The sequence below is a fragment of the Thalassospira sp. MCCC 1A03138 genome (assembly GCF_002115785.1).
GTDB lineage: Bacteria > Pseudomonadota > Alphaproteobacteria > Rhodospirillales > Thalassospiraceae > Thalassospira.
Genome location: NZ_JFJY01000003.1, coordinates 33,818 through 51,830, shown reverse-complemented (window position 1 = coordinate 51,830; position 18,013 = coordinate 33,818). Strand labels below are relative to the sequence as shown.

At 53.3% G+C, this 18,013-nt stretch carries 15 protein-coding genes; 8 read left to right on the top strand and 7 right to left on the bottom strand.

Features of this window, described 5'->3' with window-relative positions; genetic code table 11:
* Window position 1 precedes the first annotated feature (1 nt).
* The 3 genes from TH468_RS08020 to TH468_RS08010 all read right to left on the bottom strand — a co-directional run bounded on the left by TH468_RS08020 (window position 2) and on the right by TH468_RS08010 (window position 3,326).
* A complete protein-coding gene (locus TH468_RS08020; RefSeq protein ID WP_114122000.1) occupies window positions 2-940 on the bottom strand; it encodes a carbohydrate ABC transporter permease in 939 nt (312 codons plus the stop codon).
* 188 nt (window positions 941-1,128) lie between these two features.
* Entirely contained in the window at window positions 1,129-2,391 is a 1,263-nt protein-coding gene (locus TH468_RS08015) for an ABC transporter substrate-binding protein (RefSeq protein WP_085643126.1), read from the bottom strand.
* Window positions 2,392-2,438: 47 nt separating this feature from the next.
* Entirely contained in the window at window positions 2,439-3,326 is an 888-nt protein-coding gene (locus TH468_RS08010) for an N-acetylmuramic acid 6-phosphate etherase (protein ID WP_085643124.1), read from the bottom strand.
* 265 nt (window positions 3,327-3,591) lie between these two features.
* Here TH468_RS08010 and TH468_RS08005 point away from each other — a divergent pair, with 265 nt between their 5' ends.
* The 7 genes from TH468_RS08005 (at window position 3,592) to uvrA (ending at window position 12,698) form a co-directional block, all read left to right on the top strand.
* Window positions 3,592-4,482: a BadF/BadG/BcrA/BcrD ATPase family protein gene (locus TH468_RS08005; protein ID WP_085643625.1), complete on the top strand. Its 891-nt coding sequence runs from the start codon at window positions 3,592-3,594 to the stop codon at window positions 4,480-4,482.
* Window positions 4,479-5,240, top strand: coding sequence for a GntR family transcriptional regulator (locus tag TH468_RS08000; protein ID WP_062948914.1), 762 nt, complete (start codon window positions 4,479-4,481; stop codon window positions 5,238-5,240). Before TH468_RS08005 ends, TH468_RS08000 begins: the two co-directional genes overlap by 4 nt.
* A gap of 48 nt (window positions 5,241-5,288) precedes the next feature.
* On the top strand, window positions 5,289-6,332 hold the full coding sequence (locus TH468_RS07995) for an SIS domain-containing protein (RefSeq protein ID WP_085643122.1): 1,044 nt from the start codon (window positions 5,289-5,291) through the stop codon (window positions 6,330-6,332).
* Window positions 6,332-7,468, top strand: coding sequence for an N-acetylglucosamine-6-phosphate deacetylase (gene nagA, locus TH468_RS07990; RefSeq protein WP_085643120.1), 1,137 nt, complete (start codon window positions 6,332-6,334; stop codon window positions 7,466-7,468). Before TH468_RS07995 ends, nagA begins: the two co-directional genes overlap by 1 nt.
* 43 nt (window positions 7,469-7,511) lie before the next feature.
* Window positions 7,512-8,579, top strand: coding sequence for a Gfo/Idh/MocA family protein (locus tag TH468_RS07985; protein ID WP_085643118.1), 1,068 nt, complete (start codon window positions 7,512-7,514; stop codon window positions 8,577-8,579).
* Window positions 8,580-8,599: 20 nt separating this feature from the next.
* Window positions 8,600-9,679, top strand: a complete 1,080-nt coding sequence (gene fbaA / locus TH468_RS07980; protein WP_085643116.1) for a class II fructose-bisphosphate aldolase — start codon at window positions 8,600-8,602, stop codon at window positions 9,677-9,679.
* A 190-nt stretch (window positions 9,680-9,869) separates the two neighbouring features.
* The gene (gene uvrA / locus TH468_RS07975; RefSeq protein WP_085643114.1) at window positions 9,870-12,698 is read left to right on the top strand and encodes an excinuclease ABC subunit UvrA; all 2,829 of its coding nucleotides are present in this window, start codon (window positions 9,870-9,872) and stop codon (window positions 12,696-12,698) included.
* Between the two features lie 22 nt (window positions 12,699-12,720).
* On the opposite strand, the gene TH468_RS07970 is transcribed toward uvrA, so the two are convergent.
* Entirely contained in the window at window positions 12,721-13,701 is a 981-nt protein-coding gene (locus tag TH468_RS07970) for a hypothetical protein (protein WP_246832261.1), read from the bottom strand.
* A 186-nt stretch (window positions 13,702-13,887) separates the two neighbouring features.
* Here TH468_RS07970 and trmFO point away from each other — a divergent pair, with 186 nt between their 5' ends.
* On the top strand, window positions 13,888-15,234 hold the full coding sequence (gene trmFO / locus TH468_RS07965) for a methylenetetrahydrofolate--tRNA-(uracil(54)-C(5))-methyltransferase (FADH(2)-oxidizing) TrmFO (RefSeq protein WP_085643110.1): 1,347 nt from the start codon (window positions 13,888-13,890) through the stop codon (window positions 15,232-15,234).
* A 37-nt stretch (window positions 15,235-15,271) separates the two neighbouring features.
* On the opposite strand, the gene TH468_RS07960 is transcribed toward trmFO, so the two are convergent.
* The 3 genes from TH468_RS07960 to TH468_RS07950 all read right to left on the bottom strand — a co-directional run bounded on the left by TH468_RS07960 (window position 15,272) and on the right by TH468_RS07950 (window position 18,011).
* Window positions 15,272-15,838, bottom strand: coding sequence for a hypothetical protein (locus TH468_RS07960; RefSeq protein ID WP_085643623.1), 567 nt, complete (start codon window positions 15,836-15,838; stop codon window positions 15,272-15,274).
* A gap of 142 nt (window positions 15,839-15,980) precedes the next feature.
* Window positions 15,981-16,826, bottom strand: a complete 846-nt coding sequence (locus TH468_RS07955; RefSeq protein WP_085643109.1) for a phytoene/squalene synthase family protein — start codon at window positions 16,824-16,826, stop codon at window positions 15,981-15,983.
* Between the two features lie 6 nt (window positions 16,827-16,832).
* Entirely contained in the window at window positions 16,833-18,011 is a 1,179-nt protein-coding gene (locus TH468_RS07950) for a mechanosensitive ion channel family protein (protein ID WP_085643107.1), read from the bottom strand.
* Window positions 18,012-18,013: the final 2 nt, after the last annotated feature.

The following is an 18,013-nucleotide window of genomic DNA, read 5'->3' as shown; positions in this document are numbered from 1 at the left end:
CTTACAGCTGGTAGCGCGCCAGACGGCGCTGCACGGCGAACAGATAGAAAAGAACACCGGCAAGAATGATCAGAAACATCAGCGAGGCAACAGTGGCACCAAGGCTTGGATCGCCAAGCTGCAACTGGTAGCCAAAGAATGTGCGATAGAACAGCGTACCCATGATGTCGGTCGAGAAATTCGGACCGGCCAACGCACCCTTTACAGCATAAATCAGGTCGAACGCATTGAAGTTACCCACAAATGTCAGGATCGACACCATCGCAACCGTCGGCAGAACCAGCGGCAGCTTGATATGCAGAAACACCTCGAAATGGGTCGCGCCATCGACAATCGCCGCATCAACAAGATCATCGGGGATCGCCAGAAGTGCTGCGTAAATCAGCATTAGCGGGATGCCGACCCACTGCCAGACCGAGATAAAGGAAAGCGTGATCAGCGCCGAACCTTCTTTGCCAAGCCACGGACCAAACAGCGATTTCAGGCCGAAAATATCAAGGATATCGACACCAACACCCCAGACAGGGCTCAGGATCAGTTGCCAGATGAAACCGACAATCACCACCGACAGCATGGTTGGCATGATCATCATCGTGCGATAGGTATTACGGAACCTTAGTTGCGGCAGGCTCAAAATACCAGCAAGGGCGATCCCGATGGGGTTCTGCACCAGCATGTGAACCGCAAAGAATTTCATGTTGTTCCAAAAGCTGTTCCAGAAGGTCGCAGACCAGTCCGGATCACCCAGAATGGTTCGATAGTTATCGAAGCCGACAAAGGCCATCTCCCCGCCGCTTGGCGTGGTATAGAAGCTAAGCCGAATGGAATCGATCAACGGATAGATCATGAACAATGTGTAGATGATCGTCGCAGGTGCCAGAAAGGCAAACACAGGCAGTTTCGCCTTGCGCCAATCGGTCATGGGCCCGGAATGCGCCATACCTTATCCTGTCTTTCTGAGATTAAGCGTACGGGGAACGTGCCCCCGGTCGAAAGCGTTCATCTAAGCGCCTGATTGCAGTCCTGTCTGCCGACTTTGTCAATCAGCGGATTTGCGGAACAGCAACATATTACTGCAGATACAAGGATGGCAGGCGCAAGAAGTCACCTGCCATCTGTAGTCAGGTCTTACTGATGCGGCGCATACCACTTCGCAAGTCCGGATTCAGCGGCTTTGCCAGCCTCTTCCGGGGTAACAGTGCCGTTGATAACCTGTGCGGAAATGTTCCACAGCTCGTTTTCAAGGTTCGGCGTGCCTCGTGACAGAATCTGATACGAGTTACGGATGGTTGACTCGCATTTCTGACGCCAGCTGACGAACTCGTTGGCCACCGGATCGCTGATTTCGACCTTGTGGTTCGACAACGAGAAGAAGCCCGGCAGCGCGTTCGAATAAAGCGACGCGAATTCCGAACCGGTCATCCATTCGAGAAAGATCTTTGCTTCGGCAGCATTCGGCGATTTGGCATTCAAGCCCAAGGCGATATCGGTGTGGTCGCTGATATAGCAGGTGTCCGAACCTTCTGCCGGGGGCGGCGGAAATGCGCCGAACTCAAATTCGGCCTGGCTGTTAAACAGCGAAATGTCCCAGGAACCGGCCGGATAGACAGCCGCACGGCCAAGCGAGAACAAGTTCTGCGCATCCGGATAGGAAATGGCCTCATAGCCGTCCGGCAGGTAGTTTGCCCAGCTTGCCAGTTCGGTAAAGGTGTCAACATACGGCTTATCGGTGAATTTCTGGCTGCCGTCGATCAGGGCTTTGCGGCCCTCTTCGCCTTTCCAGTAATTCGGACCAATGTTCTGGAAGCCCATGGTTGCGGCTTCCCACTGATCGGCAGTCCCCATTGCCATAGGGATATAGCTGCCTTCTTCCTTGATTTTATCAAGGGCAGCATAAAATTCTGCACGGGTCTTCGGCACTTCTACACCGGCTGCCTCAAAGGCTTCCTTGTTATAGATGAAGCCATGAATAACCGATGCCATCGGCAAGCAGAAAGTGACGGAACCGTCATCCGTCTGCCATGCAGATTTCGCAACATCAGAGAAATTGTCCATGCCCGCGATATCGTCAAGCGGTGCAAGATTGCCCTGCTTGTAAAGCTCAAGCGACGCATCGAACGGACGGCACGTGATCAGATCGCCAGCCGTGCCGCCAGCGAATTTCGCATTGATCAGCGCGTTGTAATCGGTCGGCGGAGTCGGCGAGAAAGTTACCTTGATGTCCGGATGTTCCTTGTTAAAGGCCGGAATAATCTGATCATTCCAGATATCGATATCGTCGTTACGCCAGCTCTCGATCACGAGTTCGCCAGCAGATGCCATCAACGGAACCAGGGCGACACTTGCCGCCAGAGCCGCTGCCAAGCCTTTTGCAAACACTTTATTCGACATTTATGCCTCCTCTGATCAATGTCGGTGGACTACTATCTCTGCAGATGTCAGTCCTTATACTCAAGCGCTGCCCGGAGATTTCCGTTAAACATCGCAAGAATTTCTTTGGCTTTCGCGGCCTCGTGCCCTTTGGCAATCAGGACCGCGATGCGGATATCAAACTGTGCTTTTTCAAGGGCGCTTTCGGCCTTCTGCGCATCGCAACCGGCAATATGGCTGGTAATGCGGATCGCGCGACCATGTAACTTGATGTTTTCGGCACGCATGCCGACCATCAGGTTGTCGAAAAGACGCCCAAGCTTGTTCATGACAAGCGATGAAAGGATATTGATGGCGGCCTTCTGCGCAGTCCCTGCCCCCATGCGGGTTGAACCGGCAATAACTTCGGGCGCACTATCAAGAAAGATACCGCACGCTGCCGCGGTCAAAAGTTTGCCATCGGGGTTGTTGCAAAGACCAACTGTATAAGCACCGCGCTTGCGCGCCAGTTCAACCGCGTACAATGTATAAGGCGTCGAGCCGCTGGCGGCGACGGCAATAACCGCGTCACCTTCACCTATGCAATGTCGGGTAATTTCGTCTTCGGCGGCTTTGGTATCGTCTTCGGCGGAATTGAATACGCCCGGCTCGCTTTGCAAGCCACCGGCCAGCATGACGATGGTCATGTCTTCAGGCCAGCCAAACGTTCCACCAAGTTCCTTGGCATCCTGCCATGCCACCGTGCCGGAAGTTCCGGCGCCAACATAAACGAGACGCCCGCCGCCCCCCAGGCGACCTGCTATCCCGTTTGCAGCTGTCGCCAGATCCGTCAGGACCGGCCCTAGCGATGCGACCGCGCGCATCTGGCCTTCCCACAAAGCCATAAGGAAATCGGCGTCGGACCACTGATCCAACCCGGCAAAGCGCATATCAAATTCTTCGGTGCGTGATGCCATTTTCCAATCTCCCTCCACCAATTAAATACCATTATGATACCAGCAAGGCAAGGCACTTCCTGCACACACCCCGAAATTTACATAACTTCACCTCATATTTTACTTATTTTCAAATAGATGAAAGGCATTTTCAATTTATTACTGTGGCATCGACTTCATCAGCATAATGCCAAAATGGGACCAGAAACAACATTAGTGGATTTATATTGGTATTGCTTTTTAAGATACCACTCTGCTATGATCCCATCAGTTAGGGATGGTCGGAATGCAAAACGCACAAAAAGAAAAGCTTTACCTTGGTATTGATGGTGGCGGCACGCGCTGCCGCGCACGCATTGTAAATGATGCAGGCGCCATACTTGGTGAAGCCGTGCGAGGTGGTGCGAATACCCGCCTTGGAATCGATCATGTCTTTGGCGAAATCATTGCCGCAGCAACCATGGCACTCGAACAAGCCGGGCTTTCGGATCGTCGCCTTTCGGATTTGCATGCCGGCCTTGGACTTGCCGGATTACCGTTAGAGCGCGAACGCAAACTTGCCGAATCCTATGCTCACCCGTTTGCCAGTGTTTGTTTTGCGACCGATGCCTATACCGCGTGTCTTGGCGCACATGATGGCGCAGATGGTGCCATTCTGATAGTCGGAACCGGCACCTGTGGCCAAGCGATTGTTGCCGGTCGTGAACTGGCGCTTGCTGGTTGGGGGTTTGAAATTTCCGATATCGGAAGCGGTGCCCGTATTGGGAGAACAGCCATCGAAACCGCCCTGCTCGCCCACGAGGATTTAGCTCCGTCATCCGAACTGACACGCACCATCATGTTGCATTTCCATAACAGTCCCGAAGAAATCGTCGCCTTTGCCGAGAAGGCCCGACCAGCGGATTATGGCGCATTTTGCCCGATGGTTTTCGATGCCGACAGCCATGGTGACACCATTGCTGCCGGCATTATCAATGTCGCCGTAACCGCCAATCGCAACATCCTGCACAAGCTTCAGGAATTTGGGGCGAAACGACTGAGTTTGATGGGGGGCCTTGCCGAACAAATGGCAAAACGCATGCCCGATGATATCCGGTCCGATCTGGTTCCGGCGCAAAACGATGCCCTGCATGGGGCAATCCTGATGGCCAGGAAACATCAAAAGGTGCACGCATGATCAGTACAGCCGACGTCATTGCAAGCCTGCGTGCCCGAGACATCGAAAATATCGGTCATGGCCCGCTTTATCGCCGCCTGCAGACGGCCATCAAGGCCGTTATTGATGATGGTATCCTGAAAGTAGACGATGCGCTGCCAAGTGAACGCGACCTAGCCAATGAACTTGGCATTTCACGCGTTACCGTTCGCAATTCGATGCGGGCCCTTGTCGAGGAAGGCGTCCTTGTCCAGCGTCATGGCGCAGGAACCTTTGTTGCCCCACGTGTTGAACAGGCATTGTCACGCCTGACCTCCTTCACCGAGGACATGATCACACGCGGCATGAACCCGGGGGCAGTCTGGATTGAAAAGACCCTTGGTCATGCGTCGCCCGAAGAAGCTATGGCGTTAAACCTGTCGCCCGGTACCGAAGTAACCCGGCTACGGCGCCTGCGTACAGCCAATGAAAAACCAATGGCACTTGAATATGCGGTCGTGCCAAGGGCTTTTCTACCAAGCCCCGATGAAGTCGAAAAGTCGCTTTATGATGCGCTGGCAAAATACGGCAAAAAGCCGGAACGCGCGCTTCAGCGTCTACGGGCTGAATTGTTTGACGGGGAAACCGCCAAAATCCTTGGCGTTCCCGATGGCAGTGCCGCCCTTTATATCGAACGACGTTCCTTCCTTGCCAACGGCACACCGGTCGAATTCACCCGTTCCTATTATCGCGGCGACAGTTACGACTTCATCGCCGAAATGCAAGTTGATGCGCGTTGAAAATGATCGCGTCGCACGTCGCCCTAAAAGTTTGAGGAAACACTCGATATGAGCACGCGCTGGACACCAAAAACCCAGATGGGTCGCGAACTGGCCGAAGCCCCGGCCGTCGTTGCCAAGCAGTTTGATCACAACAAGGCTGCAATTGATGCTCTGGTCGCGGACCTGTGTGCCAACCCGCCGAAATTCGTTGTGACGTGTGGGCGCGGCAGCTCTGATCATGCAACGCTTTACGCAAAATATCTGATTGAAAGCCAGCTTGGCATTCCGGTCGTATCTGCGGCCCCATCGATCGTCTCGATATATAACCGGTCTATCGCCAGTAAGGACGCCCTGTTCATTGCCGTCTCCCAGTCGGGCAAAAGCCCGGATCTGGTCAAGAATGCCGAGGCCGCCCGTGATGCCGGTGCCCGCACCGTGGCATTGGTCAATGTCGTTGATTCCCCGTTGGCCAATACGGTTGACCATGTCATTCCGCTGATGGCAGGACCTGAAACAAGTGTTGCCGCCACTAAATCCTATATCGCAACCCTTTCTGCCATCGCACAGATCGTTGGGGGATGGACCCGAGATCCAGCCTTTAACAAGGCACTTTCCACCCTGCCCGCGTCACTGGAAAAGGCACTTGGCAAGGATTGGCTTGATGCTGCTGACGCGATTGCCAAATCAAACGGTCTTTATGTGATCGGCCGAGGTCCGGCCTTTGCTATCGCACAGGAAGCAGCCCTTAAATTCAAGGAAACCAGTAGCTTGCATGCCGAAGCTTTCAGCGCAGCCGAAGTGAAGCATGGCCCGATGGCACTGGTAACCAAGGATTTCCCGTTGCTGGTATTCTCCCAACAGGATGCATCGCGCGAAAGTGTAGAGGGCTTCCTCGAAGAAATGCGGGCGAAAACCAATAATCTCTTCGCCGCCGAAACCGGTCACGCTGATATCAAGGGCCATCTTCCGGTGGTCGAGGATATCCACCCGCTTCTGGCCCCCATCGCAATGATCCAGACATTCTATACGCTCGCAGAACATGTTGCGCTGGAACGTGGTTGCAATCCAGATGCGCCACCACACCTGTCCAAAGTCACGGAGACGCACTGATGACCGATTTTGCCATTACCAATGCACGTGTCTTTGACGGTACAGATTTCCATAACGGCAAAGCTGTCATTGTCCGGAACGGCAAGGTCGATGCAATTGTCGAAAGCAGCGATATTACTGAAAACATCAACGTGATTGATGCAAAAAATCAGACACTTGCACCGGGCCTTATCGATGTTCAGGTCAATGGTGGCGGCGGTGTGTTGCTGAATGACGAACCGGATGTCGACGGTATTCGCGCGATCATGGCTGCCCACCGTAAATATGGCACCACGGCCATGCTGCCTACCCTAATCACCGATCATCGCGACAAAATGGAAGCCGCAATTACGGCCATCACCGATGCAATCAATCAAGAAGTGCCGGGCATTGTGGGCATCCATCTGGAAGGCCCGTATCTGAATACCGAGCGAAAAGGCGTGCATGACGCGAATATCATTCGCCCGATGGAAGATGACGCGGTTGATCTGCTTACCCGACTGCCCAATGGTCGCATTCTAGTGACCTTGGCTCCTGAAAAGGCCGCCAAAGGCACTATTAAAAAGCTGGCCGATCATGGCGTTCTGGTTTGCGCCGGTCACACTGCCGGTACTTATAACCATGTACAGGCAGCCATTACCGAAGGCATGCGCGGCTTCACGCATTTATTTAATGCCATGAGCCCAATGACCCACCGTGAACCCGGTGTTGCCGGTGCGGCGATGGCCGATGACAGCACCTGGTGCGGACTGATCGCGGATGGCTATCACGTACATCCGGCCGTTCTGAAAGTGGCCATTCACGCCAAGGCCAAAGGCAAGATCATGCTGGTGACCGATGCCATGCCAACAGTTGGGGCTGACGAAAAACGCTTTGTTCTGGGTGGCGAGGAAATCATTGCCACCGATGGTCGCTGCGCGCTGGCTGATGGTACATTGGCCGGATCGGACCTCGACATGATCGCCGCGGTTAAGAATTGCGTCGAAATGGTGGGCATCGATCTTGGCGAAGCGCTTCGCATGGCATCCCTGTATCCGGCCGCATTCCTGAAACTTGATGACGTCATGGGGCGCATCGCACCGGGCTATCAGGCCGATATGATCCTGTTTGATGATGACTACAACGTCACGCGCAGCTGGATCAAGGGCACAGAATAATCTCAGCATAACAAAGCATTAAAAACTTATCAGGAGGCACAGCATGAAGCCGGTTCGTATCCTTGTCGTCGGTCTTGGCAATATGGGTTTGTCCCACGCCAAGGCCTATCATGCGCTTGACGGCTACGAAATTGTCGGACTGTGTGCCCGTTCCGAAATCCCGGCAGAAAACCTTCCGGATGGTTTTGCCGCCTACCCGCAATTTACCGATTTTCATACTGCACTGGCGGCAACAAAACCTGATGCAGTTTCGATCAACACATATACCGAAACCCATGCTGATTTTGCCATCGCCGCATTCGAAGCCGGGGCGCATGTCTTTATTGAAAAGCCGTTGGCAGCTACTGCCGCGGATGCCGAACGTGTGGTCAATGCAGCCAAAAAGCACGGTCGCAAACTGGTGATCGGCTATATCCTGCGCCATCATCCGTCCTGGACGAAGTTTGTTGAAGTTACAAAGACACTAGGCAAGCCGCTCGTCATGCGCATGAACCTGAACCAGCAAAGCAGCGGTGCCTTCTGGGAAACCCACAAACGTTTGCTTAACAGCGTTTCCCCGATTGTTGATTGCGGCGTGCATTATCTGGATATGATGTGCCTGATGACCGGCGCAAAACCGGTATCGGTCAGCGCCATCGGCGTACGCCTGTCTGATGAAGTTGCACCTGAAATGTATAACTATGGTCAGTTGCAGGTGCGCTTTGATGACGGATCAGTTGGTTGGTACGAGGCTGGTTGGGGACCAATGATCAGCGAAACCGCCTTTTTCGTCAAAGATGTGATCGGACCGAAAGGCTGTGTTTCCATCACCGATGTTGAAGAAAAAGGTGCCGGTTCAGCCGATATCGACACACACACAAAGACGAATGCCTTAAAGCTTCACCATGCTGCCACAGATGCTGCCGGAAAATTTACACAATCTGACGAAATCATCCGCACAGATGACGAGCCCGATCATGACGGCCTGTGTCTGCGTGAACAGCAATTTTTCCTAAAGTCTATAACGGAAAACCTTGACCTTACGCAGCATATGGAAGATGCATTGGGCTCCTTACGGATTGCCCTCGCTGCGGATCAGTCGGTACGCACGGGGGAAACAATAATACTCTGACCCCCAGGAGGAGTACCCACATGCCTTCCGTTAAACCCGGTGTTGTTACCGGTTCTGCCTATCGTGACCTTGTCGCTGCCTGCAAGCAGGACGGTTATGCCCTTCCCGCCGTCAATATCACATCGTCCAGCACGATGAATGCCGCCCTTGAAGCCGCTGCAAATGCCGGTTCTGACATCATCATTCAGCTTTCGAATGGCGGTGCACAGTTCTTTGCCGGCAAGGGCATCAAGGACGCTGCAGCAGCCCGTGTCGTGGGCGCTATATCGGCAGCACGCCATGCCCAGCTGATGGCTGAATATTATGGTGTTGCTGTCGTCATGCATACCGACCATGCAAACCGGAAATTCGTTCCGTGGGTTGATGAAATGCTGAAATGGAGCGAAAAGGCCTATGCTGAAACCGGCAAGGCGCTTTACAGCTCTCATATGCTGGATCTTTCCGAGGAACCGCTCGAAGATAACCTGTCGACCTGCGAAGACTTCCTTAAACGCATGTCCCGGATCGAAATGAGCCTGGAGATTGAACTGGGCGTGACCGGCGGCGAAGAAGACGGTATCGGCCATGACCTTGATACTAGTGTCGAGGAAATTGATCCACGTCTTTACACCCGCCCAGAAGAAGTCGAAGAAGCATACCGTCGCCTTGCTCCGCTTGGCCATTTCTCGGTCGCGGCGGCATTCGGCAACGTTCATGGTGTTTATAAACCGGGTAACGTCAAGCTTCGTCCGGAAATCCTTCTGGAATCCCAGAAATATGTTTCGGAAAAGCATAACCTTGGCGACCGTCCGCTAGACTTCGTGTTCCATGGCGGTTCGGGTTCGGAAAAAGAAAAAATCGAAGAAGCTGTCGGTTATGGCGTCTTCAAGATGAATATCGATACCGATACCCAGTTCGCCTATTCGCGCCCGGTTGGTGAATATGTCGAAGCCAACGCACGTGCGTTCAAGTATCAGGTCGATCCGGAAACCGATCAGCCCTACAAAAAACAGTACGATCCGCGCGTCTGGGTCCGCGAAGCCGAACTTTCGATGGCAGCCCGCCTCGAAGAAGCTTTCAAGGATCTTGGGGCAACCGGCCGGTCGGTTACCAAAGGGTGACCCTTTAGGATTGCAAAAGCATGTTCAACCCGCCGGTTTTTCCGGCGGGTTTTTTCGTGCATTGTCTTGCGCTGCGCCAAAAACAGACTACTCCTGACAGATACTGACAGGAACTGTCAGGGGTGCGCTTGCGTATCAGGTTTGGCTCCTCTATACCTTTTCCGAACATTACAGGAACAAAAGGCCCGACATGCTGACGAAAATTTCGGTTCGCGGTGCGAAAGAACATAACCTGCAAAATATCGATGTTGAACTGCCCCGCGATGCTCTGGTGGTAATCACCGGTCTGTCTGGGTCGGGCAAAAGTTCGCTGGCGTTCGATACGATTTATGCCGAAGGACAGCGTCGTTATGTCGAAAGCCTGTCAGCATATGCGCGCCAGTTCCTTGAACTGATGCAGAAGCCCGATGTTGAATATATCGACGGCCTGTCTCCTGCCATTTCCATCGAACAGAAAACCACATCGCGCAACCCGCGCTCGACCGTGGGAACGGTTACCGAGATTTATGATTATATGCGTCTTCTTTGGGCGCGCGTCGGCATTCCCTATTCCCCGGCAACCGGTCTTCCGATTGTCAGTCAGACCATATCACAGATGGTTGACCGCGTTATGGAAATGCCCGAAGGCACGCGGCTTTATCTGTTGGCACCATTCGTTCGGGGACGTAAGGGCGAATACAAAAAGGAACTGCGTGATCTGCGCACGCGCGGCTTCCAACGCGTCAAGATCGATGGCGAAATGTATGACATCGACGAAGCGCCGGAGCTGAACAAAAAACTCAAGCACGATATCTCGGTCGTTGTTGACCGTCTGATAGTCAAGGAAGGGATAGCAACTCGCCTTGCAGACAGTTTTGAAACCGCCCTTGAACTGACAGACGGTATCGTTCTGACCGAAGATGCCAAAACAGGTGAAACAACCGTGTTCTCGGCAAAGTTCGCCTGCCCGGTTTCCGGCTTTACGATTGAGGAAATCGAACCGCGCCTGTTTTCGTTCAACAATCCGTTTGGCGCCTGCCCGGCTTGCGATGGTCTTGGCACCCAGATGGAATTTGACCCGGAACTGGTCGTCCCCGATGAAGGTAAGAGCCTTGACGACGGCGCTGTTGCTCCGTGGGCCAGCACCACGTCGAAATATTATCTTCAAACCCTTCGGGCAGTAGCCAAGCATTTCGGCTTCAAAACCAATGTCGCATGGGAAAAGCTTCCGAAAACAGCACAGGACATCATCCTGTATGGTTCGGGTGATAAAGACGTCACGGTGACCTATGATGACGGTTCGCGCAGCTACAAGGTTTCCCGCCCGTTCGAAGGTGTCATTCCCAACATGTCGCGCCGCTGGCGCGAAACCGATAGCCAGTGGGCACGCGACGAACTGTCGAAATACCAGACGGTTTCAAGCTGTCCGACCTGCGAAGGCCATCGCCTGAAACCCGAAGCGCTGGCCGTGAAGATCGACAAATCCACGATTTCGGAGATCACCGATCTTTCGATTGGCAAGGCCGCCGACTGGTTCCAGGCGCTTGAAGGCAAACTGAACGAAAAAGAAACCGAAATCGCGCGACGCATCCTGCGTGAAATCAATGATCGCCTGCGTTTCCTGCGGGATGTTGGGCTGGATTACCTGTCGATGTCGCGTACATCTGGCACCCTCTCGGGCGGCGAAAGCCAGCGTATCAGACTGGCGTCACAGATCGGGTCGGGCCTGACCGGTGTCCTTTATGTTCTGGATGAACCATCCATCGGCCTGCATCAGCGCGACAATGATCGGTTGCTTGATACCCTGAAACGTCTTCGCGATCTGGGCAATACCGTCCTGGTTGTCGAACATGACGAAGACGCCATTCGTGCCGCCGATTATGTCGTCGATATGGGTCCAGGTGCCGGGATCCATGGCGGACGGATTGTTGCCGAAGGAACACCTGAACAGATCCAGCAGAACCCGGACAGCCTGACCGGCAAGTATCTTGTTGGGGTCGAACAGATCGCCGTCCCCAAGGAACGCCGCAAAGGCAATGGCAAGTCGATTGCAATCAGCGGCGCACGCGCCAACAACCTGCAAAATGTTGATGCCGAGTTCCCGCTTGGCAAATTTATCTGCGTTACTGGTGTTTCGGGTGGTGGCAAGTCCAGCCTTGTTATTGAGACGCTGTATAAGGCGCTTGCCAAGCGGATGCATAATGCGCGCAATCATCCCGGTGCCCATGACACCATCACCGGCATCGAACATATCGACAAAATCATCGATATCGACCAAAGCCCGATTGGCCGCACCCCACGTTCCAACCCCGTGACCTATACCGGGGCCTTCACCCCGATCCGTGACTGGTTCGCACAACTGCCCGAGGCCAAAACACGCGGTTACAAGCCCGGCCGTTTCTCGTTCAACGTCAAGGGCGGGCGTTGTGAAGCCTGTCAGGGCGATGGTGTAATCAAGATCGAAATGCACTTCCTGCCTGATGTTTACGTTACCTGTGATCAGTGCAAGGGTAAGCGATACAACCGCGAAACGCTGGAAATATCATTTAAAGGCAAATCGATATCTGACATTCTTGATATGACAGTCGAAGAAGGTGCCGATTTCTTCAAGGCCGTTCCGTCCATTCGCGACAAGATGGAAACCTTAAAGCAGGTCGGGTTGAGCTACATCCATCTCGGTCAGCAGGCAACAACCCTTTCGGGTGGCGAAGCGCAACGCGTGAAGCTGGCGAAGGAACTGTCAAAGCGGGCCACTGGCCGCACGCTATACATCCTTGATGAACCCACCACCGGGCTTCATTTCCATGATATCCGCAAGCTTCTGGAAGTGCTGCACACCATTGTCGATCAGGGCAACACGGTGGTTGTGATCGAACATAACCTTGATGTCATAAAAACTGCCGACTGGATCATTGATATCGGTCCCGAGGGTGGTGATGGCGGCGGCAATCTGGTTGGTTGCGGCACACCAGAGGCCATCATGGCCAACGAGGAAAGCTATACCGGTAAATACCTTAAACGCCATCTCGGCCTGAAGTAATGCCGTAAAGCGAAGCGGGCACCTAGCCCGCTTCGACCCGATCTTCAACCCGTTTGACAAGAGCAGAGCTTAGCCGTTCGCTAAAGCCTGACAGGAATGCCAGCACCAGCACGATGGAAATCTGTTGCCCGGCACCAGGAATCGTTCCTATCTGATCCATGTCGGAAATATTGTGCAACTGATCCAGCGGGATCGGTAGAATACCGGCACGCAGTGCCAGCAACACGATCAGGGCGAAGCAAAAACCAAGGCAGGGTCGAAACAGAAAATTGAAAAAGACCGACGCCGGTTCCATTTCCGCCCAGTCGACATCCTTACCCAACCGCATCATCATGCTGACCAGTGCCCCGATCGCACCGAAACTGCCGACAAAGAACAACAAGTCATAACTGAACCCGAACAGTTTGCCATGCCCGGCGCTGACGATCTGGTCGACGTGCAAAAACAGTATCACCGACACGACCAGCAATATCGGCGAAAGCGCCAGCGCAATTGCTGCCACCCGAAGCGAACGGAAAAAAGCCCGCTGTGTGTTATCAAGCTGATCGCGCCCGCCCGCCAGATCAGACAGATAACCATGCACAAATCCGTCCCGCCCTTGATTGAGCGCCAGCAACATGACGATAGCATCTGACGTTTTGCGCATTTGGGCATCGGCATCGAGCCCTTCATCCTTGCGCCACCAGCGCAAAAACGACCGCATGACAAGCGATGCGCGCCATCCCTGACGGGTGGCGACAACATAATCAATCATGTTTTCAACATCACTGCTGCCAAACTTGTTGGCGCCGATATCACCAAATGGAAAGGCAATCCGTCCGATGGTAGAGGCGGCAGTTTTGCGCGCTGATGTATTATCATCTCCGTCTGTCGCACCATCACCGCCATTTCCATCAGGCAAACAATCAATCGTCGTGCTCTGTCTGGATCGCCGGATTGGAACAAGCCCCATCACAGGGCAATGGGCCGGATCGTAACCATAGGGTCGATGCGGATAGCTCATGATGCCGTCCTTGTGATGGATGTGTCTGGTATCAGCGACGCAGCAACAGGTGGTTTGTGAATAATTTACGGTCACATAAGTGATATGCAGCAGCGAAATGGCGCAATTCACTTGAAATCAGGCCTCCTGCACCGCTATGTGTGTGCCAGAAAGTTTAATTCTGTTTTTGCTGAGGAGTTCGCAACCGTGAGCACGGTCAAACCTGTTCATATCATCGGCGCCGGTCTTGCCGGTAGCGAAGCCGCATGGCAACTGGCAGAGGCCGGCATTCCGGTTATACTGCACGAAATGCGCCCGACCCGCCCGACCGACGCACATCACACTGACAAATGTGCCGAACTGGTCTGTTCCAACTCGTTCCGGTCTGACGACAAGGAATATAACGCGGTCGGCCTGATCCATGATGAAATGCGCCGTGCCGGGTCACTGATCATTCGCTGTGCGGACGCGCACAAGGTTCCCGCCGGTGCCGCTCTTGCGGTTGACCGCGAAGGTTTCTCGCAGGCAGTTAGTGATGCACTGATGAACCATCCGTTGGTCACCATGGAACGCGGCGAAGTTGATGGCCTGCCGCCGGTCGAATGGGAAAGCACGATCATTGCAACCGGCCCGCTGACCTCAAGCGCAATGGCCGAAGACATTCGCAAGGTAACCGGCGAGGAAAGCCTTGCCTTCTTCGATGCGATTGCCCCGATCGTCTATAAGGAAAGCATCGATTTTTCCAAGGCATGGTTCCAGTCGCGTTATGATAAGGGCGATGGCAAGGACTATATCAATTGCCCGATGAATGAAGAGCAATACAACGCCTTCATCGACGCCCTGATCGAAGGTGATAAAACCGAATTCAAGGAATGGGAAAAAGATACTCCCTATTTCGATGGTTGCCTGCCGATTGAAGTCATGGCTGAACGTGGCCGCGAAACCCTTCGTCACGGCCCGATGAAACCGGTTGGTCTGACCAATCCGCATGATCCGACCCGTAAGCCACGCGCCATCGTGCAACTGCGCCAGGACAATGCTTTGGGCACGCTATACAACATGGTCGGTTTCCAGACAAAACTGAAATACGGTGCGCAGGCAGACGTCTTCCGCATGATCCCGGGGCTTGAAAATGCCGAATTCGCCCGTCTAGGCGGTATTCATCGCAACACCTTCCTGAATTCTCCACGTCTTCTGGATGCCACGCTTCGTTTGAAAGCCCGGACCGATATCCGATTTGCCGGGCAGATCACCGGCTGTGAGGGATATGTGGAAAGTGCCGCTGTAGGCCTGATGGTTGGGCATTTTGCTGCGGCTGAAAAGCAAGGCAAAACAATCCCGACACCGCCGCTTGCAACCGCCATGGGAGCCCTTTTAAACCACATCACCGGCGGTGCTGACGAAAGCACCTTCCAACCGATGAATGTCAATTTCGGGCTTTTCCCGGAACTTGAACTGACCAAACGGGTGAAAGGCCGCGACCGCAAGAAGCTTTATAGCGACCGCGCTATTCCCTTGTTTGACGCATGGCTTTCAGACATCAACGCCGCATGAAACAAAGGCCGCATCATCCGATGTGGCCTTTTAAATTTCAATATTTGCTCTGGCGTTTGAGCTTTCCGGTGACATCGCGGATAGGTTCGCCATTTCGGAACCGTTTGAACACGAGATCCATATTGCCATCTGCATCCAGGCTGCGTTCATAGACCTGCATTTCGTAACCACCGTCATCCGTGATGTAAAGCGCATGAACGGTCAGGGTTTTTCCGACGATACGCGCCCAGACAAACGGTTCACCCTGCAACGGGTCATTGGGAACACGTTTGCCAAACAGGCCTGTGCGCATCGCACTTCCGTAAATGTCGGGCCGATCCGTGGTATAGAACTCGATACTCAGCGATACATTTTTTTCGCGACCATCAGCCTTGTGAATTACCGTTGACCAATCAATGGTAAAGCCACGACCGGTTTCCATGATCTTCACGTCAAGATCGCGCTCTTTAAGTTCTTCCTCGGCGTTATAGATCGATGTCCCGTGATACTCGCCAACAAACGGGCCGATATTTCCCGCATGACAAGGCGCTGGCACAACAAGCCACATGATCAAAAGCATGCCAAACAGCCCCAAAGCTTTGATCGGCGCATGCAAATTCATCATGTTGGACCTCGTTATGTTCATTTCGTCCGCCCCGTTTGCCATCAGGCCCCCAACGTCAAATAACGCTACCACAAGACTTTACGAAAATATTGTATCCATTACATCTATTTAGATGAGATTTCGCCAATATCCAGCTTGGTGATCAGTATCGATTTAAAAATGCCTTTACCGTCAGCCGGAAACTGGCCGGGCGGGCAAGACCGAACTCGGCACTGAATGGATCAAAATCGGCCTTTTCAAGCTTGCGTAAATAACCATCAGCCAGCACCACAGGCAATGCCGCGGCCAATGCATTTGACGGCAGATATTTACGATACTTTCTGGCTTCCCTGATCCGGTTTTGCGCCAGTTCGGCAATCTCGCGCGTCAGTGATTTGACTGTATCTGTTTTACGGAATTCAAAAATGTCTCCCTGCCCGACCCCATAATGTTCCATCCGATCATGAGGCAGGTAAAGCCGTTTTGCCCGGCCATGGAAAACCATCGCGCGCAGAATTCCCACCAAACCATATGCATTCCCGGCCAGTCGGGCGGCGTGTCTGGCATCAGCATCATCCACACCAAGCAGTTCGGTCGCCATCACCGCCAGATGCCCGGACGTCTGATCGATATAGTGATCGAGTTCAGCCTGATTTGCCGGCGCCTTATCGGCAAGGTCAAATTCACGCGCAGCTATCAGGGTTTCCAGATTACGCGCATCAAGCCGCCCGGACTGGATCACGACAGAGAGAGGTTCAACAACTTCATGCTTGCGGATTTTACCCTGCTCAATCTCGGCAAGGGTGTCACGCCACCATTGCAACCGGATATGGCCCAGCATGGTGTCGCTAACCATTTCGCGCGTTTTCGATACTTCCTGATTAAAGGCATAAAGCGTGAAAAGGCTTTCACGTTTGTCCGGACTTGCGAAAAGCGAACATAAAAACCGATCCTTGTCATTTCGACGCACGTAATCGGCACAATAGGAAAGTTTTGGCGTGTCAATCATCGCACGTTATCCGATCTCGCGCGATGTTTCTGCGCGATCATCATTTGTGTTATCGGTCATTTTTTCCGGCAGGGTTTCGACATAAAGCGACTGCGACGGGAAGGCAAACGCCGCATCGTTATCCTCGACAATACGTTTGAATGCAATGATATGCCGGTTGCGGATATCGCGCCATGTCACCCAGTCGGTCGTGGTCGTAAAGTAATACAGATCGATATTGATCGAACTTGCCCCGAAATCAGACAAATGCACCATCTGCGCCACATCGGTTTGCGCGACATCATCATCGTTTTTCAAGAAAGCTCGGATATCCTCGACGATCTTTTCAATCTGATCGGCTGTGGTGCGATATTCGACCCCAATCACCATCTTGATGCGGCGATGGGTCATGCGGGACCAGTTGATTACAGGGGAATCGACGATTTGCGCATTGGGCATCGTCACCAAGGCCTTGGCAAACGTGCGTACCTTGGTCGCGCGAAGGCCGACGACCTCGACCGTTCCTTCTAGCTGTGGTGTTTCTATCCAGTCGCCCCGCTTGTAAAGGTTATCTGCCAGAATGGTCAGGCCGCCGAAAACATTGGCGACTGAATCCTTTGCGGCCAATGCCACGGCCATACCGGCAAGACCAAGACCGCCCAGAAATGCAGAAACATCAATGCCCCAGTTTTCCAACAGAACGACAACGCCGATCACAACAATCAGCGTCTTGACCGCCCGAATAAAGAACTGTCGCAAATCATCACCAAGACCACCCCCAAAACGCCAGGCCAGATTGTTAAATGACATTGCCAGCGGTTCAATCGACCTGAATAGCGCCCAGAAGACCGAGAAGGTTGCAAAAATGCCAATCAACTCAAACAGAACGGCGTCAAAGTTTTCCGGAAGATCAAGAATCTCGATCGCAAAATACACGCCCCCCAGAATCACCAGAAGCTGAATCGGTGCCTCGAAGGCGTCCAGAACATGGGCGGCAGTACTATGTTTGTGCTGATGCGCCAGCTTGCGCAGGCTACCAATGACACCAAGTGCGAGAACACGTTTCAGGACGAACACAAACAGCAGTACCGCCCCTGCTACGACATATTTGCCGATTTCTCCGCCGCCCAGCATCTCGACCCAATTGGTCATCTGATCGATGACTTCGCTGTTCAGGCTATCAATTTCGGATGTAATTTCGTCCATGA

Excerpts from the sequence above, each read along its gene's own strand:
- fbaA (WP_085643116.1), top strand. The coding sequence starts at position 8,600 with ATGCCTTCCGTTAAACCCGGTGTTGTTACCGGTTCTGCCTATCGTGAC.
- nagA (WP_085643120.1), top strand. The coding sequence starts at position 6,332 with ATGACCGATTTTGCCATTACCAATGCACGTGTCTTTGACGGTACAGAT.
- TH468_RS07960 (WP_085643623.1), bottom strand. The coding sequence starts at position 15,838 with ATGATGAATTTGCATGCGCCGATCAAAGCTTTGGGGCTGTTTGGCATG.
- TH468_RS08005 (WP_085643625.1), top strand. The coding sequence starts at position 3,592 with ATGCAAAACGCACAAAAAGAAAAGCTTTACCTTGGTATTGATGGTGGC.
- TH468_RS07985 (WP_085643118.1), top strand. The coding sequence starts at position 7,512 with ATGAAGCCGGTTCGTATCCTTGTCGTCGGTCTTGGCAATATGGGTTTG.
- TH468_RS07950 (WP_085643107.1), bottom strand. The coding sequence starts at position 18,011 with ATGGACGAAATTACATCCGAAATTGATAGCCTGAACAGCGAAGTCATC.
- TH468_RS07955 (WP_085643109.1), bottom strand. The coding sequence starts at position 16,826 with ATGATTGACACGCCAAAACTTTCCTATTGTGCCGATTACGTGCGTCGA.
- TH468_RS07970 (WP_246832261.1), bottom strand. The coding sequence starts at position 13,701 with ATGAGCTATCCGCATCGACCCTATGGTTACGATCCGGCCCATTGCCCT.
- TH468_RS08020 (WP_114122000.1), bottom strand. The coding sequence starts at position 940 with ATGGCGCATTCCGGGCCCATGACCGATTGGCGCAAGGCGAAACTGCCT.
- TH468_RS08010 (WP_085643124.1), bottom strand. The coding sequence starts at position 3,326 with ATGGCATCACGCACCGAAGAATTTGATATGCGCTTTGCCGGGTTGGAT.
- TH468_RS07995 (WP_085643122.1), top strand. The coding sequence starts at position 5,289 with ATGAGCACGCGCTGGACACCAAAAACCCAGATGGGTCGCGAACTGGCC.
- TH468_RS08015 (WP_085643126.1), bottom strand. The coding sequence starts at position 2,391 with ATGTCGAATAAAGTGTTTGCAAAAGGCTTGGCAGCGGCTCTGGCGGCA.
- TH468_RS08000 (WP_062948914.1), top strand. The coding sequence starts at position 4,479 with ATGATCAGTACAGCCGACGTCATTGCAAGCCTGCGTGCCCGAGACATC.
- uvrA (WP_085643114.1), top strand. The coding sequence starts at position 9,870 with ATGCTGACGAAAATTTCGGTTCGCGGTGCGAAAGAACATAACCTGCAA.